Origin of the sequence: Daejeonella sp., from assembly GCF_030695525.1 — a bacterium.
Lineage (GTDB): Bacteria > Bacteroidota > Bacteroidia > Sphingobacteriales > Sphingobacteriaceae > Daejeonella.
Map to the genome: position 1 here is coordinate 59750 of NZ_JAUYSS010000021.1, position 23796 is coordinate 83545.

25 protein-coding genes are annotated in these 23796 nt (G+C 40.3%); 15 read left to right on the plus strand and 10 right to left on the minus strand.

Annotated elements, in window-relative coordinates; all coding sequences use genetic code 11:
- Positions 1-62 precede the first annotated feature (62 nt).
- A complete protein-coding gene (locus Q8S11_RS04845) occupies positions 63-1454 on the minus strand; it encodes an APC family permease (RefSeq protein WP_305660944.1) in 1392 nt (463 codons plus the stop codon).
- Between the two features lie 622 nt (positions 1455-2076).
- Between Q8S11_RS04845 and Q8S11_RS04850 the strand changes: the two genes are divergently transcribed.
- From Q8S11_RS04850 to Q8S11_RS04905, 12 genes are all read left to right on the plus strand, one after another.
- The gene (locus tag Q8S11_RS04850) at positions 2077-2802 is read left to right on the plus strand and encodes a GNAT family N-acetyltransferase (protein WP_305660945.1); all 726 of its coding nucleotides are present in this window, start codon (positions 2077-2079) and stop codon (positions 2800-2802) included.
- 3 nt (positions 2803-2805) lie between these two features.
- Positions 2806-3996, plus strand: a complete 1191-nt coding sequence (gene argG, locus Q8S11_RS04855) for an argininosuccinate synthase (protein ID WP_305661000.1) — start codon at positions 2806-2808, stop codon at positions 3994-3996.
- A gap of 4 nt (positions 3997-4000) precedes the next feature.
- On the plus strand, positions 4001-4984 hold the full coding sequence (argC, locus tag Q8S11_RS04860) for an N-acetyl-gamma-glutamyl-phosphate reductase (RefSeq protein ID WP_305660946.1): 984 nt from the start codon (positions 4001-4003) through the stop codon (positions 4982-4984).
- A 173-nt stretch (positions 4985-5157) separates the two neighbouring features.
- Positions 5158-5517: a four helix bundle protein gene (locus Q8S11_RS04865; RefSeq protein ID WP_305660947.1), complete on the plus strand. Its 360-nt coding sequence runs from the start codon at positions 5158-5160 to the stop codon at positions 5515-5517.
- Between the two features lie 118 nt (positions 5518-5635).
- The gene (locus Q8S11_RS04870; protein WP_305660948.1) at positions 5636-6766 is read left to right on the plus strand and encodes an aspartate aminotransferase family protein; all 1131 of its coding nucleotides are present in this window, start codon (positions 5636-5638) and stop codon (positions 6764-6766) included.
- A 24-nt stretch (positions 6767-6790) separates the two neighbouring features.
- Positions 6791-7753: an acetylornithine carbamoyltransferase gene (locus tag Q8S11_RS04875; RefSeq protein ID WP_305660949.1), complete on the plus strand. Its 963-nt coding sequence runs from the start codon at positions 6791-6793 to the stop codon at positions 7751-7753.
- Positions 7750-8574 carry an acetylglutamate kinase gene (gene argB / locus Q8S11_RS04880; RefSeq protein ID WP_305660950.1) on the plus strand — a complete coding sequence of 275 codons (825 nt, stop codon included), beginning with the start codon at positions 7750-7752 and terminating at the stop codon, positions 8572-8574. The genes Q8S11_RS04875 and argB overlap by 4 nt, the downstream gene beginning before the upstream one ends.
- Positions 8574-9392: a pyrroline-5-carboxylate reductase gene (gene proC, locus Q8S11_RS04885; protein ID WP_305660951.1), complete on the plus strand. Its 819-nt coding sequence runs from the start codon at positions 8574-8576 to the stop codon at positions 9390-9392. Before argB ends, proC begins: the two co-directional genes overlap by 1 nt.
- A 5-nt stretch (positions 9393-9397) precedes the next feature.
- Entirely contained in the window at positions 9398-10456 is a 1059-nt protein-coding gene (locus Q8S11_RS04890) for a M20 family metallo-hydrolase (protein WP_305660952.1), read from the plus strand.
- Entirely contained in the window at positions 10456-11049 is a 594-nt protein-coding gene (locus Q8S11_RS04895) for a GNAT family N-acetyltransferase (RefSeq protein WP_305660953.1), read from the plus strand. Before Q8S11_RS04890 ends, Q8S11_RS04895 begins: the two co-directional genes overlap by 1 nt.
- The gene (gene argH, locus Q8S11_RS04900; protein WP_305660954.1) at positions 11046-12380 is read left to right on the plus strand and encodes an argininosuccinate lyase; all 1335 of its coding nucleotides are present in this window, start codon (positions 11046-11048) and stop codon (positions 12378-12380) included. The genes Q8S11_RS04895 and argH overlap by 4 nt, the downstream gene beginning before the upstream one ends.
- Positions 12381-12429: 49 nt before the next feature.
- The gene (locus tag Q8S11_RS04905) at positions 12430-13686 is read left to right on the plus strand and encodes a pyridoxal phosphate-dependent aminotransferase (protein WP_305660955.1); all 1257 of its coding nucleotides are present in this window, start codon (positions 12430-12432) and stop codon (positions 13684-13686) included.
- Positions 13687-13731: 45 nt separating this feature from the next.
- On the opposite strand, the gene Q8S11_RS04910 is transcribed toward Q8S11_RS04905, so the two are convergent.
- The gene (locus Q8S11_RS04910) at positions 13732-15063 is read right to left on the minus strand and encodes a DUF6600 domain-containing protein (protein ID WP_305660956.1); all 1332 of its coding nucleotides are present in this window, start codon (positions 15061-15063) and stop codon (positions 13732-13734) included.
- Between the two features lie 187 nt (positions 15064-15250).
- Between Q8S11_RS04910 and Q8S11_RS04915 the strand changes: the two genes are divergently transcribed.
- Complete coding sequence (locus Q8S11_RS04915; protein WP_305660957.1) at positions 15251-15961, plus strand: SAM-dependent methyltransferase; 711 nt, start codon at positions 15251-15253, stop codon at positions 15959-15961.
- 413 nt (positions 15962-16374) lie between these two features.
- Here Q8S11_RS04915 and Q8S11_RS04920 read toward each other — a convergent pair whose 3' ends face one another.
- The 4 genes from Q8S11_RS04920 to Q8S11_RS04935 form a co-directional block, all read right to left on the minus strand.
- A complete protein-coding gene (locus Q8S11_RS04920) occupies positions 16375-16977 on the minus strand; it encodes a tRNA-(ms[2]io[6]A)-hydroxylase (RefSeq protein ID WP_305660958.1) in 603 nt (200 codons plus the stop codon).
- A 31-nt stretch (positions 16978-17008) separates the two neighbouring features.
- Positions 17009-17581, minus strand: coding sequence for a nicotinate (nicotinamide) nucleotide adenylyltransferase (nadD, locus tag Q8S11_RS04925; protein WP_305660959.1), 573 nt, complete (start codon positions 17579-17581; stop codon positions 17009-17011).
- Positions 17582-17645: 64 nt separating this feature from the next.
- Positions 17646-18212: a guanylate kinase gene (gene gmk / locus Q8S11_RS04930; protein WP_305660960.1), complete on the minus strand. Its 567-nt coding sequence runs from the start codon at positions 18210-18212 to the stop codon at positions 17646-17648.
- 54 nt (positions 18213-18266) lie between these two features.
- A complete protein-coding gene (locus Q8S11_RS04935; protein WP_305660961.1) occupies positions 18267-19142 on the minus strand; it encodes a YicC/YloC family endoribonuclease in 876 nt (291 codons plus the stop codon).
- Positions 19143-19249: 107 nt separating this feature from the next.
- Here Q8S11_RS04935 and Q8S11_RS04940 point away from each other — a divergent pair, with 107 nt between their 5' ends.
- Entirely contained in the window at positions 19250-20017 is a 768-nt protein-coding gene (locus tag Q8S11_RS04940) for a hypothetical protein (RefSeq protein ID WP_305660962.1), read from the plus strand.
- Here Q8S11_RS04940 and Q8S11_RS04945 read toward each other — a convergent pair.
- The 4 genes from Q8S11_RS04945 to Q8S11_RS04960 all read right to left on the minus strand — a co-directional run bounded on the left by Q8S11_RS04945 (position 20014) and on the right by Q8S11_RS04960 (position 23229).
- On the minus strand, positions 20014-20766 hold the full coding sequence (locus tag Q8S11_RS04945; protein WP_305660963.1) for a 1-acyl-sn-glycerol-3-phosphate acyltransferase: 753 nt from the start codon (positions 20764-20766) through the stop codon (positions 20014-20016). The genes Q8S11_RS04940 and Q8S11_RS04945 overlap by 4 nt on opposite strands.
- Positions 20767-20914: 148 nt before the next feature.
- A complete protein-coding gene (gene rnc, locus Q8S11_RS04950; protein ID WP_305660964.1) occupies positions 20915-21643 on the minus strand; it encodes a ribonuclease III in 729 nt (242 codons plus the stop codon).
- 73 nt (positions 21644-21716) lie between these two features.
- A complete protein-coding gene (gene fabF / locus Q8S11_RS04955; protein WP_305660965.1) occupies positions 21717-22970 on the minus strand; it encodes a beta-ketoacyl-ACP synthase II in 1254 nt (417 codons plus the stop codon).
- A gap of 22 nt (positions 22971-22992) precedes the next feature.
- Positions 22993-23229 (minus strand): acyl carrier protein, encoded by a 237-nt coding sequence (locus Q8S11_RS04960; protein WP_008508386.1) that lies wholly within the window; start codon positions 23227-23229, stop codon positions 22993-22995.
- Positions 23230-23376: 147 nt separating this feature from the next.
- On the opposite strand from Q8S11_RS04960, the gene Q8S11_RS04965 reads away from it, so the two are divergent.
- Complete coding sequence (locus tag Q8S11_RS04965) at positions 23377-23796, plus strand: IPExxxVDY family protein (protein ID WP_305660966.1); 420 nt, start codon at positions 23377-23379, stop codon at positions 23794-23796.

Sequence of the window (23796 nt, forward strand, 5' to 3'; positions counted from 1 at the left end):
CTGTATTAACTGCGAACCTAAATGCATTTGATGAGAAACACTATCAGTAGTGTTCAATGTGATTAAGTTGTTTTTCGTTTTTTAAAATAATAATAAACAGGTACACCACTAAGTACAAGTATTATCCCCACCAAAGATTGCTGGGGCTGAACCCAGATGGTATTTATTGTTAAAGCAATAGAGAAGAGCAACAATACAATGGGAACGAATGGGTATCCAGTTACCTTAGCCTGGATCATTCCTTTTCTTTTCAGACGAAGAACTGCAAAGGCAAGAAATCCATAAAACACAAAATTCAGGAAGATAACCATATTCGTGAGCGTATCAAATGAACCCGATACAAGCATGACACATCCCAAAATCATCATATAGTTTAGGGAGATATGAGGTGTTCTGAACCGTGGGTGGACTTTTTTCAAATGGCTGAACAGGTATCCCTGTTGTGCCATACGGTAGAATTTACGGGGAGAAGAAACAATATTACTATTCAGTGCACCGAATACACAGATAATAAGAAGTACAATCAGAAGTATTTTTCCAAAACTACCCAGTAATGTCTCTGCAACAACAAATGCTCCGATTTGATTTACATCAATAGCTCTGATCTGTTCAAGGCTGAGCACATTCATGTAGGTATAGTTAAGAAGTGTATAGACCAATGCCACAAGAGATAGACCTATTGTAAGGGCAAGAGGAAGGTTACGCCTTGGATTAATTATTTCACCCGAAATATTGGTAGCAGTTTCCCATCCGTTATAAGCCCAGAAAGCACTCAGCATTGCCGCAAAAAATGCACTGTAAAACAGCATTCCTTCAGGTACATTTATTGTATTTAGCGTAGCGTTGGAACTTTGTGTATCCGGCCCCGAATAAGCAAATCCCACAATTATCAGAACCGATATACCCACAATTTTAGCACTGGTAATGATAGAGTTGAAAACACCGCTTTCGCGGGATCCCAAAGAATTTACTCCGGTAAGTATGATTATTGCAAAAATTCCAATCAATTTTACGCCCGAATTTGCAAAAGGAAAAATGAAACCCCCAATAGAAAAGTCTTTCCAGATATCAAGCGGTTTTGGAAGGGGGATAAAGGAATTGATAACCTCACCAAAAAGAAAGGCAAGGGCAGCAATTGCTGCCGGACTAATAATTATAAAATCAGCCCATCCTGAAATAAAAGCAAAAAAATTACCAAAGGATATACGGAAGTATTCATAAAGGCCTCCGGATTCTTCGGTAAGTGAAGCCAGAGCACTTACTGTAAACGCAGCAAATAAACTGATTACACCAGCAAGAATCCAGGCCATCAAAATCGCAGTCTCACTCAGCCCTGTTTGGGCCATGGGGACTATTTTTTTAAATACTCCACTCCCAATCACTATCCCAACCACCATTAAGGTACTTGCAAAAAGTCCTAAAGTTCTATTCAGTGATGCTTCAGTTTTTACCATATCATTTATTGTATTGTATCGGGATCAGTCTGCTTTCAAGATATTCAAGTATAGAAGCAATTTAATTATTATGTTGGCTAAAACAATACCCCTTGAAAGGCTTATTGGAGAGTGAAGCGCATAAAATATTAACTGTTATGGAGTGAAAGGAATGTTAAAAAATCAATTAGTATTGACAGACTGTATCCATAATCCTTTAAAATAAATTTGACCTAATCCACATTGTATTTTGTGACAAGAGGCTGCAATGACAAACCAGCATTAAAAAATTGTAATATTATCCCCCCACTATTGCAGATTTCAGTATTTTTTTCGTTTTTTTGTAAAAAATTTCGATACCACTTATACTATTAACAATGAATAGTTTAAACTACCAGGCCAATACAGGATCATTAACCCAAACGGGTTACATGAGGGGTATTGTTTGTAGTAAATTCAGGCCTGAGAAGTTAGTGTTGCGTTTCCGACGACCCTTTATGCCGCGGACTTGAATCTTGGCATTAAACCCCTTAAACCGGAGCATTCCATCCGGCTGATCAATCAATGATATTATTCACAAAAGGAAAGACTAAAAACGTAGTCTTTTTTCCGATTCAAAACCGGATTTTTTTCTTCAAAATACATGAAAGAAAACGAGTTTGTTGTTATCCCGGCAACAGAACAACATATTGAATACGCAACACAGATCTGCGATGAGATGGCAGAGTCTGCCAAAGCCAGAGGAACAGGAATAGCCAGACGCACCCCTGAGTATATCACGTCAAAAATGCTGGAAGGCAAAGCAGTGATTGCGCTTCACAAGGATGGTACCTGGGCCGGTTTCTGTTACATCGAAACCTGGAGTCATGGCACGTTTGTGGCCAATTCAGGTCTTATCGTGAATCCGGGTTACCGTAATCGCGGACTTGCACGCTTGATCAAGCGCGCAGTCTTTGACCTTTCCCGCAAAAAATATCCGGAGGCTAAGATCTTTGGACTGACTACCGGATTAGCCGTGATGAAAATTAATTCTGAGCTCGGCTACGAACCTGTAACCTACTCAGAACTAACTCAGGATGAGGATTTCTGGAAAGGATGTCAGAGTTGTGTGAACTATGATATCCTGAAAAGCAAAGACCGTAAAAATTGTATGTGTACAGCAATGCTTTGGGATCCGGAAGAAAAGGCTAAAGAGATCGAACGCAAAATGAAAGAAGAAGACGATCGTTTAAAAATTGAGGCTGAGGAGCGTTTGAGTAAGGTTGCCCGCAAACAAACCCTGTTCGAACGTCTTGAAGAAAAATTACGCAATTCATTGAAAATGATTGCTGCACTAGGTGCATTATTCGTTAAACTTTTACAAAATTAAATGATGAAGAAGAAGGTTGTTTTAGCATTCAGCGGAGGTTTGGACACTTCCTTTTGCTGTATTTACTTAACCAAAGACCGTGATCTGGAAGTACATTCTGTGATTGTGAATACCGGTGGTTTTTCTGAGGAAGAGCTGAAGCAGATCGAGGAGCGTGCTTATGCCCTTGGGGTTACTTCCCATGCAGTTGTTGACGAAACTTTGAACTATTATGAAAGTTGTATCAAATACCTTATTTATGGTAATGTGCTTAAGAATGCAACTTACCCTCTTTCGGTAAGTGCTGAACGAGTAAGTCAGGCTACTGCAATAGCCAATTACGTCAAATTAATCGGTGCTGATTATGTAGCTCATGGAAGTACCGGAGCCGGGAATGATCAGGTGCGTTTTGACATGATCTTCAATATAATGATTCCCGGAGTGGAAATTATTACTCCAATCCGTGACCTGAAATTGAGCCGTGAGGCAGAAATTGAATATTTAAATAATCATGGTGTAGAATATACTGCCGAGAAAGCAAGATATTCAATCAATAAAGGTATTTGGGGTACCTCAGTTGGGGGTAAAGAAACCCTGACTTCCAATGAGACTTTACCAGAAGAGGCATGGCCTACACAGGTTACTCAAACCGAGCCGCGTAAACTGGAACTTGATTTTGAGCAGGGTGAGCTGATAGGAATTAATGGAGAAAGCTTATCACCGGTTAAAGCCATTCAGAAACTGCAGGAAATTGCACAGCCTTATGGCATTGGTAGGGATATTCATGTTGGAGATACTATAATTGGTATCAAGGGTCGTGTTGGTTTTGAAGCTGCGGCACCGATGATCATCATCAAAGCTCACCATACTTTGGAGAAACATACTTTAACCAAATGGCAACTGAGCTGGAAAGACCAGTTGTCAAGTTTCTACGGCAACTGGCTTCACGAGGGGCAGTTTCACGATCCAATCATGCGTAATATTGAAGCGTTTTTAAGCGATACACAGAAAACCGTGAGCGGAAAAGTATTTGTAAAACTTCATCCTTATCGTTTTGAGATCATCGGAATTCAATCTGAGAATGATCTGATGTCAAACAAATTCGGAAGCTATGGTGAGATGAATAACTCATGGTCGGGAGAGGATGTAAAAGGCTTTTCAAAAATATTTGGAAACCAGACCATGATCTGGCATAGGGTACACGATAAAAAGTAAAACAATGGGAACTATCAGAATAGGAATCGCAGGTGGAGCAGGATATACTGGTGGAGAATTGCTCAGGATACTGATCAACCATCCTCAGGCAGAAATATGTTGGGTTCATAGCAACAGCAATGCGGGCAAATCGCTTTCTGATGTGCATGCTGATCTTTTTGGTGACACTAATCTGAAGTTTACAGATACCATTTCCCAGGATATTGATGCGCTTTTTTTATGCGTAGGTCATGGTGATGCCAAAAAGTTTCTGGATAGCCATGAAATCTCAGCGAGTATAAAGATCATTGATCTTTCACAGGATTTCAGGTTAAACTCCAATGCCAGACATGGAAGCAGGTCTTTTGTTTATGGCTTGCCAGAATTGAACAGGGAAGCAATCAAACAAGCTCAAAACATTGCTAATCCGGGCTGTTTTGCTACCTGCATCCAGATTGGGATATTGCCACTTGCTGATGCAGGATTATTGAACTCGGATGTACATATCAATGCTACTACCGGCTCTACAGGAGCAGGACAAAGCTTAAGTCCGACTTCACATTTCAGCTGGAGAAATAATAACTTGTCTGTTTACAAAGCTTTTGAGCATCAGCACCTGAATGAGATCGGTCAAAGTTTAAATCAATTACAGAACAACTTTGATCAGGCACTGAATTTCATCCCCCAAAGGGGTGATTTTACCAGGGGGATTCTGGCAGTAATGTATACTGAAACTGAATTAAGTCTGGATGAAGCATACACTCTTTATGAAAACTTTTTTAAAGATCATCCATTCACTCATATCAGCAAAAGAAATATTGACCTGAAGCAGCTAGTGAATACCAATAAGGCTCTGATTCATCTGGAAAAGCATGGCAATAAATTGCTCATTATCAGCATCATAGATAATTTACTGAAAGGTGCCAGCGGGCATGCGGTCCAGAATATGAATTTAATGTTCGGGCTTGGGGAGACGGTGGGCTTGAGGCTGAAGGGAGTAGGATTTTGAGTTATACGTTATTACGTTTTACGTTTAGATTTTGCTCCAATTAAATTGAAGAATAAATAGTAAATGAGGTAAATGCGTTTGATTTTATATTTAATAAAGAAATGTTGGTTTTAATGTTCTTACCGCAAAATAAGTCAATTTTTGGATCCTTCCTGGGAGCCTTAAATTTATTCATGCAGAATTATAAGGATTTAAAAGTTTGGGCAAAAGCTCACCAACTGACATTAAAAGTATACTTGCTTAGCAAGGGTTTTCCAAAGGAGGAACTTTATAGTTTAACTAATCAATTGCGACGAAGTATCTCAGCGATACCGGCCAATATCGCTGAAGGATGCGGTAAAAATTCACAAAAGGATTTAGGGAACTATTTAAATATAGCCTTAGGTTCGGCCAATGAAGCAGAGTACTTCCTGCTTTTATCCCGTGATCTGGAATATCTCACATTGGATGAACATGATGCTCTGAATGATAATATAAATGAGATCAAAGCAATGTTGATTTCATTAATTAGTAAAGTTCGTAACAAAATTTGAGTTGTATTTATCTTAAACGTTTCTAAAAATTGAGCTGGATCAAATATTTTAAGAATGACCCTCTCCTTCAATTTAGTACTATTTAAACGTATAACATACAACGTATAACTCCCACAAGATGAAACTATTCGACGTATATCCTCTCAATAACATTGAAATTGTAAAAGCTCTGAACAGCACCGTTTGGGATGCCGATGGCAATAAATATCTGGATCTTTATGGCGGACATGCCGTGATTTCGATCGGTCATACCCATCCCCATTATGTGAGACGCCTGACAGAGCAGCTGAATAAAGTTGGGTTCTATTCTAATTCAGTCATTATCTCCCAACAGATAGAACTTGCTGAAAAGCTTGGTAATTTGTCTGCTAAGCCTGATTTTCAGCTCTTTCTTTGTAATTCAGGTGCTGAGGCAAATGAAAATGCCCTGAAACTGGCATCTTTTTATAACAAACGAAAAAAAATAATTGCCTTTAAGGGTGCTTTTCACGGACGTACTTCATTGGCTGTTTCTGCAACAGATAATCCGAAGATCATTGCTCCGGTAAACGAAACAGATAATGTCACTTTCCTTCCTTTCAATGATGAACAAGCATTGGAAGATGCGTTTAAATCATTCGGAAATGAGATATCTTCAGTAATTATTGAGGGTATTCAGGGTGTTGGTGGTATCCGGGAAGCATCAAAGAGTTTTTTGCAGAAGATCAGAAGCCTTTGTGATCAATATGATGCGGTTTATATCGCTGATTCAGTTCAATGCGGTTATGGGCGGACCGGCAAATTCTATTCACACGATTATGCAGGCGTTGAGGCTGATATTTATTCAATGGCAAAGGGAATGGGTAATGGTTTCCCAATAGGGGGGATTTCCATTTCACCTAAATTTAAGCCCTGGTATGGTGAGCTTGGAACAACTTTCGGTGGAAATCACTTAGCCTGTGCTGCGGCACTTGCTGTACTTGAGGTAATGGAGCAGGATGATCTGATGAAGAATGCAGAAGAAATCGGGAATTACCTCATCAAAGAATTGAATCAGATTCCACAAATTACTGAGATTCGTGGAAGAGGTTTGATGATCGGAATTGAGCTTTCTGAAGAGTATGCAAACGTAAAAAAGGATTTACTTTTCAAGCATCGTATCTTTACCGGAGAGGCAAAACCGAATGTGATCAGGCTCTTACCAGCTTTAAATTTAACTAAAGAGGATGCTGATCAATTTCTTGCAGCATTGAAAGCAGAATTGAATTAAAAATTTACGGCTATTTTTACGAATATGAAATTATTTTCTTCCGTTAATGACGTTACAGACCTGAAATCTTTCATTGAGCAGGCATTGATACTAAAGGCAGATCCCTATGCAGATCAGTTGCTGGGTAAGAATAAAACCCTTGGACTGGTATTCCTGAACCCGAGTCTGCGTACCCGATTAAGTTCGCAGAAGGCAGCTTTGAATTTGGGTATGAATGTGATGGTGATGAATCTTGATAAGGAAGGCTGGGCTTTGGAAACAGAAGACGGGGTAGTGATGAATGGTACAAGCGTAGAGCATATTCGTGAAGCAGCAGCGGTCATGGGTCAATATTGTGATATATTGGGTTTTCGCTCATTTCCTAAATTATTGAATCGTGACGAGGATTATGGCGAAGGTTTATTCAATAAATTTGTGAAATATAGTGGAGTTCCTGTAATTAGTTTAGAGAGTGCTACCTTGCATCCATTGCAGAGTTTTGCGGATCTGATTACCATTGAGGAATATAAAAAGGTGGCAAAACCAAAGGTTGTTTTAACATGGGCTCCCCATGTAAAATCTTTACCACAGGCTGTTCCAAATTCATTTTCTGAATGGATGTGCCGTGCGCAGGCTGAGGGAATGATCGATTTTGTAATTACCCATCCTGAAGGTTTGGAGCTGGCTGAGAAATTTACACCGGGAGCAAAAATTGAACACGATCAGGATCTTGCATTACAGGGTGCAGACTTTGTGTACGCTAAGAATTGGTCATCATACAATGACTATGGTAAAACTGTTCAGAATGGAGAATCCTGGATGATGACTCATAAAAAGCTGGAACAAACCAATGCTGCGAAAGTAATGCACTGCCTGCCGGTTCGCCGTGATTTCGAGCTTTCTGCCGAAGTTTTGGATGGCCCGCATTCACTGGTCATCAAAGAAGCTGCAAACCGGGTTTGGTCTGCTCAAACGGTCTTAAAAAATATGCTGGAGGGCTTAAAATGAAATCCCTGAAGGTTATTAAGATTGGTGGAAATGTCATCGACAATCCGGATAGTCTGCAACAATTTATTGCCGATTTTGCAATGCTGCAAGGGCATAAGATACTGGTTCATGGTGGAGGAAAAATTGCCACCAAAATTGCCGAAGATTTGGGTATCAAATCAAAAATGGTTGAAGGCCGAAGAATCACTGATGGAGAAAGCCTGAAAGTAGTAACCATGGTATATGCAGGTTTAATCAATAAGAATATAGTCGCAGGTTTGCAATCTGAGAATTGTAATGCAATCGGCTTGTCGGGTGCGGATGGAAATATGATCAGGGCAACAAGGCGTCTGCCGCAGAAAGTCCTCTCCTCCGGAGAGGATTTAGGTGAGGCCGTTGATTATGGCTTTGTGGGCGATCTCGATGAATCATCTATTGATCGTAGAGGTCTTTACAAACTGCTGGAAGCAGGTTTTACACCGGTTTTCTCTGCTATTACACATGACGGCAAAGGGCAGCTTTTAAATACCAATGCGGATACCATTGCTTCTGCAATTTCTATCGCAATGTCTAAGGAATATGAAACATCCCTGATCTTTTGTTTTGAAAAGGCGGGGGTTTTAATGGATATAGAAGATGAGGGTTCAGTAATCCGCTCAATAGATCCGCATTATTATAATGAATTAAAGCGACAGGGAATTATTAATGATGGGATGATTCCCAAACTGGATAATGCCTTCGAAGCAATAAATAAAGGCCTAAAAGAGGTTTGTATCGGCAAAGCTGATGCATTGGCAAATTTGAACAATGAAAATTTTGGTACACGCTTAATCAGCAGATAATGAAAACAGGAACAAAAAGAACAGCAATTTTAGGAAGCGGAAATATTGGTATGTCATTGGCCAAAGGACTGGTTAAAGCTGATTATTGCAAACCCGCTGATATTACCCTTACCCGCCGTAATGTACAGCGGCTGGATACTATTGCAGCACAGGGTTTTCAGGTCGGCTCAGATAATTATGCTGCTGCAGCTGATGCTTCTATAGTTATCCTGGCTGTTCTGCCACAGCAACTTGACAATTTACTGGAGCAAATTGACGGTGCAATTGATCCCGCCAGGCATTTAGTGATTTCTGTAATTTCAGGAGTTAGCTGTGCTGACATTCGCGCCAAACTGGGCAGCAGGGTACAGGTTGTAAGGGCAATGCCAAATACTGCAATTGCAATTGGTGAATCCATGACCTGCGTAGCATCTGACAATGCGGAAGCTGAAAATATTGCGGAAGTGACCAAAATGTTTGAAACTGTAGGTTCAGTTATTAAGATCAATGAAGATTTAATGACAGCTGCAACCGCACTTTGTGCCTGTGGGGTCGCGTTCTTTCTCAGGGCCGTTCGTGCAGCATCACAGGGTGGTGTCGAGATCGGTTTTCATGCCGATGAGGCCTTACGCATGGCTGCCCAAACAGCCAAAGGAGCAGCATCACTTTTATTGCAGCAGAATAGCCACCCGGAACATGAGATCGACAAGGTGACATCTCCAAAAGGTTGCACCATTGCCGGATTGAATGAAATGGAGCATAATGGCTTTAGCTCTTCAATGATCAAGGGAATTAAATTATCAGCTCAAAAAGCGGGTGAATTATATACAAACGAATAAATAAAATGGCTGGTAAACTGTTTGACGACAGTCTTAATTTATTGCGTAAGCTAATCAGTATCCCTTCTCTTAGCAGGGAAGAGGAGAATACTGCCTCGGCAATTGAGCAATTTCTGATGGATCAGGGAGTAAAAACCCATCGTATGATCAATAATGTTTGGGCATATAATGAGCATTTTGATGCACAAAAGCCAACCATTCTCCTCAATTCGCATCACGATACGGTAAAGCCTAATCCAGGATATAGTCGTGACCCATTTGCGGCTGATATTATCGATGCCAAGTTGTTTGGATTGGGAAGTAATGATGCAGGAGGCTGTCTGGTATCGCTAATCGCGGTATTTATTCATTTTTATAAGGAGAAGAATCTAAAATACAACCTTTGCCTGGCTGCAACTGCCGAGGAAGAAATTTCAGGTAAGAATGGTATTGAGCTGATCCTTCCTGAACTGGGGCCTCTTGAATTTGCCATTGTGGGTGAGCCAACATTAATGCAAATGGCGGTTGCCGAGCGTGGATTAATGGTTTTGGATTGTGTTGCTCACGGAAGGGCAGGGCATGCGGCAAGGGAAGAGGGTGAGAATGCAATCTACAAAGCGATGAAGGATATTAATTGGTTCAAATCCTATGAGTTTGCCAAGAAATCAGCCCTCTTTGGCCCTGTTAAGATGAGTGTAACGATAATAGAGGCCGGATCACAGCATAATGTGGTACCTGCGGTATGTAATTTTACCGTTGATGTCAGGGTAACTGATGCCTATAGAAATGAGGAGGTACTGAAGATTATAAGTCAGAATGTGGACTGTGATGTTAATCCGAGATCTACCCGTTTAAAACCTTCTTCAATTAGCATCGAACATCCAATTGTACAGGCTGGAATTGCTTTGGGCAGGAAGACCTATGGTTCTCCTACCACCAGTGATCAGGCTTTGCTTGATATCCCTTCTTTAAAAATGGGTCCGGGAGATTCGGCACGTTCACATATGGCTGATGAATATATTTATGTAAATGAAATTGAAGAGGGTATTGACCTCTATATAAAATTATTGACGGAGATTCTGTGATGGTAAAGGATTTGAATATTACCCTTGAAAGTGAAAGGGCCTTGCTTCGTCCGATTGAGTTTGATGATGAACAAGCATTGCAGGTGGTAGCAGATGATGATAGCCTCTGGATCTATGGCCTTCAGGATCTTTCGAAGCCGGCAGAATTACATAAATATATTAAAAAGGCGATTGCCGATCGTGAAGCAGGAAAATGTGCAGTGTGGGTAATTATTGATAAAAAATCGAATAAGGTGGCAGGCTGTACCCGTCTTGCTGAAATCTCCTGGCGGGATGAGCGGGGGCAGATAGGCTGGACCTGGATTGGACGTGATTTTCAGGGGAGCGGATTGAATAAGGAGATGAAATACCTGATGCTGACCTATGGTTTTGAGGTTTTGGGACTGAACAGAATAGAATTTAAAGCAGATGAGCGTAATCATCAGTCACGTCAGGCCTTATTGGGAATTGGCGCTACCCGCGAAGGAGTTTTACGACAGCACATGAAAATACATAACGGATACATCAGAAATACTGTTTTTTACAGTATTTTAAAATCCGAATGGGATACGATTAAAGAACAGTATTTTACAAATTTTAAAGCAGTTCTATGAGCAAACTCTGGCAAAAGGAAACAGAAACTGAAAGGTCTGTTGAAAAGTTTACTGTTGGAAATGACAGGGAGCTGGATCATCAGCTTGCTGCATTTGATGTATTGGGTTCATTAGCTCATACTCGTATGCTTGAAAGTATTGGTTTAATGGATAGCCAGGATCTGGAACAGGTTCAGGCAGGTCTTAAACAAATTTTCAAAGAAGTTCAGGAAGGTGAATTTAGTATTGAAGATGATGTGGAAGATGTACACTCTCAGGTGGAGTTATTGCTTACACGAAGGATTGGTGATGCCGGAAAAAAAATTCACAGCGGACGGTCAAGAAATGATCAGGTTCTGGTGGACCTCAAATTGTTCTTTCGCAGTGAGATTCAGAAACTGGTCAGAAATACGGACATTCTGTTTACCCAGCTGATTGCACAAAGTGAAGAGCATAAGGATAAATTACTTCCGGGCTATACCCATTTGCAGATTGCGATGCCTTCATCTTTCGGTTTATGGTTCGGAGCTTATGCCGAAAGCCTTGCCGATGATATGGAGCTGATGCTGGCTGCCTGGAAAGTCTGTAATAAAAACCCATTGGGTTCTGCAGCAGGATACGGTTCTTCCTTTCCACTGAATCGTACCATGACTACTGAATTACTGGGCTTTGATTCGCTTAATTATAATGTAGTTTATGCCCAGATGGGCCGTGGAAAAACTGAGCGTATTCTGGCTCAGGCAATGTCTTCGGTCGCAGCAACTTTGGCTAAGCTGGCTATGGATGCCTGTTTATTCATTAATCAGAATTTTGCATTTATCAGTTTCCCTGATGAACTGACCACCGGTTCAAGCATAATGCCTCATAAGAAAAACCCGGATGTGTTTGAGTTGATACGTGCTAGATGCAATAAGATCCAGGCTTTACCGAATGAAATTGCCCTGATGACTACAAATCTGCCATCTGGTTATCACCGTGACCTCCAATTACTGAAAGAGAATCTGTTCCCAGCCTTCAAATCATTAAATGAATGTCTGGAAATGACAAGCTTTATGTTGCAGTCTATCAGAATTAAAGAGGATATTCTTAAGGATGAGAAATATGCTTATTTGTTTAGTGTAGATGCCGTGAATGAAGAGGTTTTAAACGGGCTACCTTTCAGGGAAGCGTATAAAAAAGTTGGGGCAGCAATCGAAAAGGGCGAATTTAAGGCGCCGGGCATTGTTAAACATACACACGAAGGTAGTATTGGGAACCTGTGCAATGAACAGATCAATGCATCATTTAAGGAGATCTTGAAAAGCTTCAATTTTGAAAAGGTAGACAAGGCAGTTGAAGCATTAATCAGGTAGAAAAGATAATTTATAACAGGTTGATATCCTGAAGAATACAAAAATAGAAATGAAGGTATCCAAAATAGCAAGTACCCTTGAGGGTTCAGAAATAATAAAAATTGCAGGTCAGATCAATGAATTGAAAAGTAAGGGTGAGCAAATTGCGAACCTGACTATCGGGGATTTTGATTCAACTATTTTCCCAATCCCTGATGAGCTGAAAGATGGAATTGTTGAGGCTTATCAGGCTAACCAAACCAATTATCCACCTGCCGAAGGTGTGGCAGTATTGCGAGAGAACATTTCAGTTTTCTTGCAGGAGCGCTTCGGTTTATCTTATAACAGTAAGCAAATTCTGGTTGCCGGCGGATCACGTCCTTTGATCTATGGAACCTATATGGCTCTGGTTGATCCTGGAGACAAGGTAATTTATCCTACTCCATCGTGGAATAACAATCATTATTGCCGTTTTACAGGGGCAACTCAGGTTGCGGTTAAGACTTCGGCAGAGAATATGTTTATGCCAACAGCCGATGATATCCGTCCCTACCTGAAGGGGGCTACATTATTGGCTTTATGTTCACCGCTTAACCCAACCGGTACCATGTTTGCCAAAAAGGACCTGGAAGAGATCTGTGATCTGGTAATTGCCGAGAATAAGACCCGTGGTGAGGATGAAAAGCCACTTTATATTATGTATGATCAGATCTATTCCCTTCTGACCTTTGGTGATCAGTTTCATTTTGATCCGGTTACTTTAAGACCAGAACTGAAAGACAGGGTGATCTATATTGATGGTATATCCAAATGCCTTGCTGCTACCGGTGTTCGCGTAGGCTGGGCGTTTGGTCCGGAACATGTAATCGATAAAATGAAAACTATCGTTGGGCATGTTGGAGCCTGGGCACCAAAACCTGAGCAGGTTGCAACAGCGAAATTTTTAACTCAAACAACAGAATTAAATAATTACCTGACAACTTTTAAAGCAAAAGTTCAGAAAAGTCTGGATACTCTGTATCAGGGCATAATTCAGCTTAAGACGGATGGTTTTGCTGTAGACGCAATCAATCCGATGGGTGCGATCTACTTAACTGTTAAGGTCGATTATATAGGTAAAACCACTCCCGAAGGAAATGTTTTGAAGGACAGTGCTGAAGTTAATTTCTACTTGATCAAAGAAGCGAAAATGGGTATAGTACCATTTTCGGCATTTGGTACAGATAGCGGTGTAAACTGGTTCAGAGCTTCTGTTGGAGGATGTTCGCATGAAGATATAGAACAAATGATCCCAAGGATGCGGGCTGCACTCAGTAAGTTGAAATAATATGTATTAAAATAAAAAAACCGGCCCATTACCGGTTTTTTTATTTTAGTTTCCTCTGGAGGGCCTGTTCTGGCCACCTCTGCCATTTTCTTGTCCAGAAGAAGAATTTCCCCGCACTTCTGAACTCTGCCTGCTCTGTGAAGGAGCCTGCCGGTCCTGTGGTGCACTTCTCTGTATCCTTTCCGGAGCTGGTGCCTGACGTTGTTGAGGCTCGCTTCTCTGAACCCGTTCAGGAGCCTGATACTGACGTTGTTGCGGTGTACTTCTCTGAATCCTTTCAGAAGCTGGTGCCTGACCTTGTTGAGTGGCAGTTCTCTGAACCCGTTCAGGAGCCTGATACTGACGTGGAACCTGTGCTGCACGCTCAGGCCTTTGCTCTTGTGGAGCTTGAACCGGTGCCTGTCTGACCTGATCCTGACGATCTGTTATTGGAGAGCTTTGTCCACCCTGAGTACTCCGTCCTCCCCTGATATCCTGATTGTCATAGGTTCTGGCAGATCTTTGTGACGAAGCCGGTATCTGTTTGCTTTCTGTTCGTACTGATCCACGATTTACTGAATTATCAGCCAGGGGGTCTGATCCTCTACCGTTCACGGCTCCTCTGCCTCCCGAATTGTCTGGACGTGGGTTCTGTCCCGGATTGCCACTTCTAACAGGTACTCTGTTTACCTGTGGACGGTCGCTTCGGCTATTTCCATAATTAGTCGGTCTGTTATCCCTGACGTCATGAATACGAACTGGTTGACGGGTTACTCTTCTGATTTCATCAACCCTCGGACCTGTATAATACCTGTTTTGGTTGTAAACATAGGTATTGTTGATTATGACTGTGTTATTGTAAATGTTCCTGTTTCTGTATCTGTCGTAACGGGGATACCTGTCAAAATAGATATTTCGTTGCGGTACAAATACCCAATAATAATCAGGAATTCTTGATCCTATATTAATATTGATATTGATACCCGGTCCCAGGGGTGCCCAACCATAATGGCCCCCACCACTTCTCCAGCTTACCCATGCCGGTCCCCATCGGGTATCCGGAATCCATATCCAGCCTCTTCGGTTGTTATGATGCCAGCGACCGTAGTGGAAGGGTGCCCAGCCCCAATCATAATTAGATACCCAGGTATTTCCATATTTGGTCATTTCCCAGCGCCCATTCGTATAATATGGTCTGAATTCGTCCTGATCTACATCGGGGCGCCATACATAACCATATTGCGGGTCATTTATCCATACCCCATATGGGGACAGTTCCTCATAAAAAGTTTCAAGGGAGACGTCGTCATATTGAGCCTTTACCTGTGCCGGCAATAGAAATGACAGGAATAAAAGTAGTCCAGCCAAATATTCCGGGAATTTGATGTGCGATTTCATAGCTCCTAAAATTTAATTTGTGTGATCTTATAGGTAAGACAATATTATTTTGCAATAGGTTGTATTGTAATTAAATTATTACGTAAACTCATTTTGTACGATATTTATGCATTCCGGATTTTATACCATTTTATTACATATAACTCATTTGAAGGGAATTTGTTTTAATTTGTACCAAAAATCAAAAATGCTTCCAGGTTCTCTTTACCTCATTCCTGTGCCTTTGGCAGAAAATGCTTCGGCCAAGTCGTACACCCCCTATCTTGTAGATACGATAAATCATATCGATGAGTATATTGTAGAGAACAGTAAATCAGCGCGCAAGTTTCTAAAAGAAGCAGGTTTAAAAACTCCGCAAAGTGAACTAATTATGCATGATTATGGGAAACATAATCGTGAAGGCAATTTAAATGAGTTTTTTAAGGGACTTTTATCCGGTAAGGATGTAGGCCTGATGAGTGAAGCAGGTTGCCCTGGTGTTGCTGATCCCGGTGCTGAAATTGTTGCCTTGGCTCATCAAAAAGGGATAAAAGTAGTGCCATTGGTTGGGCCCAGTTCCATTATACTGGCATTGATGGCTTCGGGTTTTAGCGGACAAAGTTTTACATTTCATGGTTATCTGCCCATTGATAAAGTGCAGCGGGCAAATAAGATCAAAGAACTTGAGGCTTTGGCCGAAAGACATACCCAGACTCAGTTATTTATTGAAACCCCTTTTCGTAATAATCCTATGCTTGAGGAGATTCTGCGAAGCTGTAAAGCGGAAACAAAATTGTGTATTGCCTGCGATTTAAGCTCGGAGGATGAATTTATTCAAACAAAAAGCATTAAAGACTGGAAGAATAAAATACCTGACCTTCATAAGAGGCCTGCGATATTTTTGTTGTATATGAAGTAAGACTATACTCCGTCATTCCGAAGGAGGCCCGCCTGACCGGACGGACAGGTACGACTGATGAACCTCTGTGTATTCAGCACAAGCATAATTGATTTGTTGCCTTAAACTGTGAGATTTCTCCACACATCGTAATTTCATTAAATAATAACAATAGGACTTGTGTGTTACCCATGACATGTTATATTTTCTGGGATGTTAAACTCAGGTTGCAATCCGATTTCGGTCTCCGAACCGGAATCTACTCATCAGTTAAATACAAATGTTGTCATCGTGGCGGATGCCGCGACCCCATACTCGAAAACAGGCAATAAGCAAATACTCGTAACGGCAAAACTGCACGGATATACAAAGCTATGTCATTTTCTGTTTCAGAATTTCTTAAATTTTATTACTCGCAATGAAATGACGGATAATCATCCATGAATCGTTTCCGATTTTCCATAATTCTGAATCACCTTAGCCTCGTATTCCAGAAACTCTTTCCAGCGTTTTTCTACATCAATATTACCGGCATATTTGCGTGCAAGGCTGATGAACATCGTATAATGGCCCGCTTCGCTGACCATCAATTCATAATAAAAATCTGAGAGCTCTTTATCATTAATGTGTTCAGACATCACTTTGAAACGTTCACAGCTACGTGCCTCAATCATTGCCGAGAATAATAAGCGGTCGATGAGTTGATCCTGGCGACTGCCACCTTTTATTACAAACTGCATTAACTCATTGACATAATTATCTTTACGTTCACGTCCCAGGGTGTATCCCCGGGCAAGGATCAGGTCGTGAACCCGTTTAAAATGATCCATTTCTTCCTGAACAAGCATTGCCATTTCCTGCACCAAATCAGATAAATTAGGATTCTGTACAATGAGGGTAATCGCATTGCTGGCCGCTTTCTGCTCACAAAAGGCATGGTCAGTCAGAATTTCTTCAATATTACTTTCCACTACATTCTTAACCCAGAGGGGATCGGTAGGTAGTTTTAATTTTAAAATAGTTTTTTCCTTGCTCACGTTTTAATTTTTTAACCCTGTCAGCCTTAGTTTAACGATACAGATTTTTACCTTCAATAAATTTCAGCACCTTATCAGGTACAAAATATTGTACATTCTTTCTTTCTTTAACAGCCTTACGGATAAATGTAGCCGACAATTCCATCAATGGAGTGTCAGTTAAACAGATGGAAGGATGTTGATGAAAATCATGCTTATCAAATCCAGGGCGCGGGTAAATATGAATATGGTAGTCGCGCAGAATGAGCTCATAATTCTTCCATTTTTTTAATGAAACCAAATTATCTGAACCCATAATCAGACTGAACTCATGTTCCGGATATTTTTCATGAAGGAAGGTCAGGGTATCAATGGTGTATGATGGCTGAGGTAGTTTAAGTTCCACATCACTAACCCGAATATTAACCGATTCTTCGGTGGCAAGTTTTGCCATCTCCAGACGGTCGTACATATTGATCAGATCACTCTTTTCTTTCAAGGGGTTTTGTGGTGAAACTACCAGCCAAACCTGTTGAAGATCAGTATGATTAGCCATGTAGTTGGCAATTATCAGATGACCAATATGAATAGGGTTGAAGGAGCCGAAGAATAATCCTATTTTCATATTTCTGGAGATATGAGATGTGAGATGTGAGATTTGAGAAAGGTTAATCCGGACATTCTATTTATTATTGAGCAAGAAATTCTGTAACCAGTTTTTCTGCTTCTTTACAGGCTGTTCCCAATTCGTAATTTTTCAATATCACGTCAAACTGATCGGCATAGAGCAATTCCTTATCGGCCTTTTTTATGCGTTCGGCGAGTTTTTCGGGAAGATCAGTCCCTCTGCTGGTCAAGCGCTCAATTAAAACCTCAAGAGATGGGGGCTGAACGAAAATAGCCAGTGCTTTATCACCAAATTTTTTCTTCAGATGAAGTCCGCCAATTACATCGATATCGAAGATAACGTGCTTGCCTTCGGCCCATATCCGGTCAATTTCGGAACGTAGGGTTCCATAAAAGGTACCCGTGTAAACCTCTTCAAATTCCACAAATTCCTTCTGGGCAATTTTATGAAGAAAACTCTCTTTGTTAATGAAGTAATAGTCTCTGGCATTTACTTCATCACCACGCTGTTTTCTGGTAGTGGCTGAAATGGAAAATGATAGATCAGGGATCTTTTTTAATAAATGGTGGACTATCGTAGTCTTACCTGCACCTGAAGGAGCTGAAAATATGATGAGTTTGCCGTTCACTGATATTTAGTTGTCAGTTGTCAGTTGCCAGTTGTCAGTCTGGAATTCTAACAACTATAGTACATTAAGTAATTGTTCTTTAATTTTTTCTAGCTCTTCCTTCATTCCCACCACGATCTGCTGCATTTTAGCATCATTGGCCTTCGAACCCATGGTATTGATCTCCCTACCGATTTCCTGAGAAATAAATCCAAGTTTTTTCCCGTTTGCATCCTTGTCTTTAAGTGCTTCAATGAAGTAATCGCAATGACTTTTCAAACGGATTTTTTCTTCAGTAATATCCAGCTTATCGATAAAATAAATCAGCTCCTGTTCAAATCGGTTATGATCCACATTTTCTTTACCTACTGCATCTTCAAGAAATTGGTTTAACCGTTCTCTGATAGATGGTATTCGAAGTGGTTCCTGTATTGACACAAGTCTCATCCCTTCAAGAATGTTTTTTATTCTGAGAATAAGGTCTTGTTTTAGAACATCTCCTTCGTCCTGGCGGAAGTTTTGAAAGTTTACAAGCGCCTCCTCAAAGGTTTTATAAACGGTCTTCCATTCATCTTCACTGGCTTCATCCAAACCATATTGAATAACCTCAGGAAAATTTAATGCCATTTGAAACAGATTGTTATCCACAGAACCCAAAGCATCGGCTGCTTCTTTTAGCTGATCATAGTAATGTTTGAGCAAGGGCTGGTTAATGCTTGAGGTTTTCAGCGTAGTTTCCGCATATTCCACATAGATACTGATGTTCACTTTTCCTCTTTCGATTTGTTTGCTGCATTCATTTCTCAGTAAAAATTCTTTATCTGAAAATGCTTTAGGAAGTTTTAAAGAAAGTTCCAGGAACTTGCTGTTCAATGATTTGATCTCCACTGTGTATTTTGCACGTGCATAATCATTGGCTGCCAAGCCATAACCTGTCATCGATTTTATCATTTTGCAAAGATATGATTTAATTGGAAAGCCTTTAAAACAGTTTGGAGAGCTTATAAATAATTCATTTAATTAAAAGCCACGCCCGTTTTAGTAATTTTGCCCCTTAGATGAAAGCAGTTTTTAACACTTTTGTATTGATTTTTGCCATTATAGCCATCAGGCCTGTTATGGCTCAGCAGAACAGCGTTCAGGGTTTGATTATGGAACGATCAGGTGCTTCGAGAATTTCCGGGGTAAATATCCTGAATAAAAACACTGGAAATTTTACTTTTAGCAATGAATTAGGTCTTTTCAGGATTATGGCTTCGGTTGGAGACACGCTCAGCCTATCCAAATCCGGTTATTCAGATCTGATTCTTCCAATTCTGGAGCTTTCCGATAAAGTTTTGATGCTTCAGCCTGTAATTAGTCTTTCAGAAGTTAAAGTGATGGGCCAGAGTAAAAAACAGGAACTGGATGAGGTAAGGGATCAGTACCGGAAAAAGGGATCTTATTATGCCGGGAAGCCTCCTTTGCTGGCCTATTTCTTCAGGCCGCTAACGGCTTTGTATGAACTGATTGGCAAAACTCCTGCACAGGCACGCCGTTTCAATGCATATTATATAAAAGAACTTCAGGAATCGGAGGTTGATCGTAGGTTTAGTGCTTACGCGATCAAAAATGTAACAGGTCTGGAGGGGAATGATCTCAAGAATTTTATGATATTATATCGACCCGAGTATCAAAATGTTGCAAATTTTGATGAATATGCATTAATCAATTATATAAAAAAATCTCTTCAGATGTTCAATGATGCTGGCAGACCAACAGCGATAAGATCCTTACCCCCTCTGCCAAAGGCTCCTGATTTATCAGAAAAAAATCTAAGATACTAATAATCATTTTTTTTGATAAGCTCTTCCATACATCGGTAAACCCTTGTTTTTAAGATTCCAGTGTCATCAGAATTGAGTCCTGCAACTCTAACCCGTTTAGCAAATATACATTCTAATAAGCCAGGCTTTATGTCCAAAGGGTTGATTCGGGGAAGCAGTTTTCTTGCATTTAATATAACCATAGGCACTATGTCGGTTTGAGTTTCAATTGCAAGACGGAATGCGCCGTCATAAAATTCCGAGAGTGGTGCATTGGTCTGGTTTATTGTTCCTTCAGGAAAGATCAATATGGATTGACCATTGCCAAGTTCAATCTTCAACTCCTCCACACTTCTGGCACGACTCTCCTGACTTTTTCGGTCGATAAGTACAACCACCCGTTTGTAGATCATACCAAAGATTGGAGTTTTCACCATTTCGATCTTGCCCAGTGGTTTGAATGAGCCGGGAATCGATAAAACCACGGCAATGGCATCCAGATAAGAATTATGGTTGCAAACGTAGATGCAGGCTTTATCTGGATTCAGGGTTTCTCTTCCCTTTGTTCTGACAGGGTAGAAGCATAATGCCGAGAAAATCCAAGCCCATACTTTTAGGAAGAAGAAGATTATGTCCTGAGCTTTTTTTTTCCTGAAGATTGCCGACGTCAGAAGAATAAATGGAAATACGAGGATCATCGCTGATATGAATACCAGAAAGCCCCAGATAAGAAACAGGAGTGCAGCTACTTTTTTTAAGAGTTTCACCATTACTATTTTAGATTCTGCTTAGTCTGCAAATAGGCAGGATCTATTCCTGTTCTGCATTTTAAAGAGATGTAATATGGAAATTTATTATCGAACCGGCAGGGTTTGGGAAGCATTATTTAGTAATGCCCGGCTTAATACTGTTGATTTGTCAGATTTTTAAGTACTCACATGCCTTTTCAGCCGCAAGTTTTTCCGCATTTTTCTTATTGTAATCACGGCCGATTGCACAATTTTCTCCATCTACACTAATTTGGATTGTAAACAGTTTTGAATTTTCACCTTCATCATTAGCAATGATTTCAAAACTAATGTCTTTGCCATGACGCTGGCACCATTCAATTAATTTACTCTTGAAATTTGTTTCAGTAAGTTCAAGGGTATGAATGTCAATATGTGGTTTTATAATCCTGCTTATCAGAAAGTTACGTGTAAAATTATAGCCTTTGTCTATATAAACAGCCCCAATCATAGCTTCGAAAGTATCCCCCAGTAAGGAGCCTTGTTTATTGTTATGGCCGATCATCCTGTTATCATACTCGATATGCTCATCCAGACCAAGCCGTTTAGCTAGTTGATTTAGATTTGAACGACTTACAATTTTTGAGCGCATTTCTGTGAGGAAGCCCTCATCCTTATAAGGATACATTTTGAAAAGAATCTCAGCTATAACAGAACCCAAAATGGCATCCCCAAGAAATTCCAGACGCTCATTGCTGTTCTTTGTGCCATTTTTAAGTTCAACAGCAACAGAACGATGTCTGAATGCCATGCGGTAAAGCCGTAGATTTCCGGGAACAAAACCTAAAAGATTCTCTAATGATCGTATATATATGCGATTTGGAGAAAAGTAAAGTTTATAAATTCTGAAAAATGGCATTAATGACCGATAATTCTAATGGTAAGATAAAAATATGCAGGTTTTAATAAATCCGGAATACAGGAAATCAAAATCAGGCTTTGTATTTTTTGAAAATTACAGAAGCATTATGCCCTCCAAAGCCAAATGTATTACTTAAAGCAGCATTTACAACACGTTTTTGAGCTTTATTAAATGTGAAATTTAATCTTGAGTCAAAACCGGGATCATCTGTGAAATGATTGATCGTTGGGGGAACAATATCATTCTTAACTGCCAGGATAGCAGCAATCGCTTCAACAGCTCCTGCAGCACCCAAAAGATGGCCTGTCATTGATTTTGTTGAGCTAATATTCAGTTTGAAAGCATCTTCCTTGAACAGATCAAGGATAGCTTTCACCTCACTGATATCTCCAAGTGGGGTAGAGGTTCCGTGAACATTAATATAATCAATATCAGAGGTTGCAATTCCTGCGTCTCTCATGGCATTGGTCATAACCAATTTTGCCCCAAGACCTTCAGGATGTGGTGCAGTAATGTGATTCGCATCAGCACTCATACCACCTCCTACAAGTTCAGCATATATTTTAGCCCCTCTGGCTTTTGCATGTTCCAGTTCTTCCAGAATGATACTCCCGGCACCTTCGCCGGCAACGAAACCATCACGGTCTTTGTCGAATGGACGGGAGGCTGTGGATGGGTCATCATTTCTGGTCGAAAGAGCATGCATGGCATTAAAACCACCCATACCTGCTTCATTAATAATGGCCTCCGAACCTCCTGAAACGATCACATCAGCCATATTCAGACGAATGTAGTTGAATGCATCGATTAAGGCATTGGTTGAAGAAGCACATGCAGAAACAGTAGAAAAATTCGGACCACGCAGGCCATGCCTGATGGAAATATGACCCGGAGCAATGTCCAGAATCATTTTAGGAATGAAAAACGGGTTGAATCGCGGTGTTCCGTCTCCAAGTGCAAAGTTTACTACTTCGTCAGTGAAGGTTTTTAACCCACCTATACCCGATCCCCAGATCACACCAATCCGGTTAGTGTCGAGATTGGGAAAGTCTAAACCAGCATCTTTAATTGCTTCATCAGAGGCAGCAATTGCATAATGAACAAAGGGATCGAGTTTGCGAGCCTCTTTTTTATCCAAAAAATCCTCAGGATTGAAGTTTTTAACCTCACAGGCGAATTTCGTACGGAATTTTTCAGGATCGTAATGCGTTATAGGAGCGGCGCCGCTTACCCCATTGATCAAACTATTCCAAAATTCTGGAATAGTATTACCGATTGGAGTAAGCGCACCTAGTCCTGTAACAACAACTCTTTTAAGCTCCATTTATAGTTAGGGTATCGTAAAATTACTTTACGTTCTTTTCTAAATATGCGATGGCTTGACCTACAGTGCCGATAGTTTCAGCCTGGTCATCAGGGATGGCCACGTTAAACTCCTTCTCAAACTCCATGATTAATTCCACGGTGTCTAATGAATCGGCACCAAGATCATTGGTGAAAGATGCCTCTGGTGTAACTTCACTTTCGTCAACACCTAATTTTTCAACGATAATTGCTTTAACTCTTGAAGCGATATCAGACATGGTTTTTTGATTTAATTGATTAATAATTCTGTGCAAAGAAAAATAAATTCTGGCAATTTTCAAACCTTTTTGTTTTTAGCTATTTTAACATAGCTACTTTTTAACGGATAAAGCATGTTACCTTTGTCAATATGCTAAAAATTTACCTTGAATAAAACTACATTAAAATTTGAACTTGACCTCGATTTTGTGCTGGTAGCTATTACTACACAACTTAAAGACTATATGTTTTGTTTTAAAACTAATAAACAACTTGGAACCAACTTTTGCAAAATCGCTGATCTGGAGCTCCCTTTTAATATTAATGAGGAACCATTTTATTTCAGCAGATATTTTTATTTGATGCCCGAATCCGAAACAGAACTCTATATCCTCGCAAATAAAGGTACGGAAGGTTTTCTGGTGCCCGAAATGAAAAAGGTAGATTTCTTTTTATTAATTCAGAATTATATTCATGTGGAGGATGTTAAAGAGATAATTAATAATTTAAATAAGATTCCGGAGGTGCTCGTTGCCCTGGAAGTTGATCCCAAAAAATTGAAATCCAAAGAAAATCTCATATTTTAG

Bases quoted from the DNA above. Each gene is read 5' to 3' on its own strand.
- Q8S11_RS04845 (WP_305660944.1), bottom strand. From the start codon at position 1,454: ATGGTAAAAACTGAAGCATCACTGAATAGAACTTTAGGACTTTTTGCA.
- Q8S11_RS04850 (WP_305660945.1), top strand. From the start codon at position 2,077: ATGAAAGAAAACGAGTTTGTTGTTATCCCGGCAACAGAACAACATATT.
- argG (WP_305661000.1), top strand. From the start codon at position 2,806: ATGAAGAAGAAGGTTGTTTTAGCATTCAGCGGAGGTTTGGACACTTCC.
- argC (WP_305660946.1), top strand. From the start codon at position 4,001: ATGGGAACTATCAGAATAGGAATCGCAGGTGGAGCAGGATATACTGGT.
- Q8S11_RS04865 (WP_305660947.1), top strand. From the start codon at position 5,158: ATGCAGAATTATAAGGATTTAAAAGTTTGGGCAAAAGCTCACCAACTG.
- Q8S11_RS04870 (WP_305660948.1), top strand. From the start codon at position 5,636: ATGAAACTATTCGACGTATATCCTCTCAATAACATTGAAATTGTAAAA.
- Q8S11_RS04875 (WP_305660949.1), top strand. From the start codon at position 6,791: ATGAAATTATTTTCTTCCGTTAATGACGTTACAGACCTGAAATCTTTC.
- argB (WP_305660950.1), top strand. From the start codon at position 7,750: ATGAAATCCCTGAAGGTTATTAAGATTGGTGGAAATGTCATCGACAAT.
- proC (WP_305660951.1), top strand. From the start codon at position 8,574: ATGAAAACAGGAACAAAAAGAACAGCAATTTTAGGAAGCGGAAATATT.
- Q8S11_RS04890 (WP_305660952.1), top strand. From the start codon at position 9,398: ATGGCTGGTAAACTGTTTGACGACAGTCTTAATTTATTGCGTAAGCTA.
- Q8S11_RS04895 (WP_305660953.1), top strand. From the start codon at position 10,456: ATGGTAAAGGATTTGAATATTACCCTTGAAAGTGAAAGGGCCTTGCTT.
- argH (WP_305660954.1), top strand. From the start codon at position 11,046: ATGAGCAAACTCTGGCAAAAGGAAACAGAAACTGAAAGGTCTGTTGAA.
- Q8S11_RS04905 (WP_305660955.1), top strand. From the start codon at position 12,430: ATGAAGGTATCCAAAATAGCAAGTACCCTTGAGGGTTCAGAAATAATA.
- Q8S11_RS04910 (WP_305660956.1), bottom strand. From the start codon at position 15,063: ATGAAATCGCACATCAAATTCCCGGAATATTTGGCTGGACTACTTTTA.
- Q8S11_RS04915 (WP_305660957.1), top strand. From the start codon at position 15,251: ATGCTTCCAGGTTCTCTTTACCTCATTCCTGTGCCTTTGGCAGAAAAT.
- nadD (WP_305660959.1), bottom strand. From the start codon at position 17,581: ATGAAAATAGGATTATTCTTCGGCTCCTTCAACCCTATTCATATTGGT.
- Q8S11_RS04935 (WP_305660961.1), bottom strand. From the start codon at position 19,142: ATGATAAAATCGATGACAGGTTATGGCTTGGCAGCCAATGATTATGCA.
- Q8S11_RS04940 (WP_305660962.1), top strand. From the start codon at position 19,250: ATGAAAGCAGTTTTTAACACTTTTGTATTGATTTTTGCCATTATAGCC.
- Q8S11_RS04945 (WP_305660963.1), bottom strand. From the start codon at position 20,766: ATGGTGAAACTCTTAAAAAAAGTAGCTGCACTCCTGTTTCTTATCTGG.
- rnc (WP_305660964.1), bottom strand. From the start codon at position 21,643: ATGCCATTTTTCAGAATTTATAAACTTTACTTTTCTCCAAATCGCATA.
- fabF (WP_305660965.1), bottom strand. From the start codon at position 22,970: ATGGAGCTTAAAAGAGTTGTTGTTACAGGACTAGGTGCGCTTACTCCA.
- Q8S11_RS04960 (WP_008508386.1), bottom strand. From the start codon at position 23,229: ATGTCTGATATCGCTTCAAGAGTTAAAGCAATTATCGTTGAAAAATTA.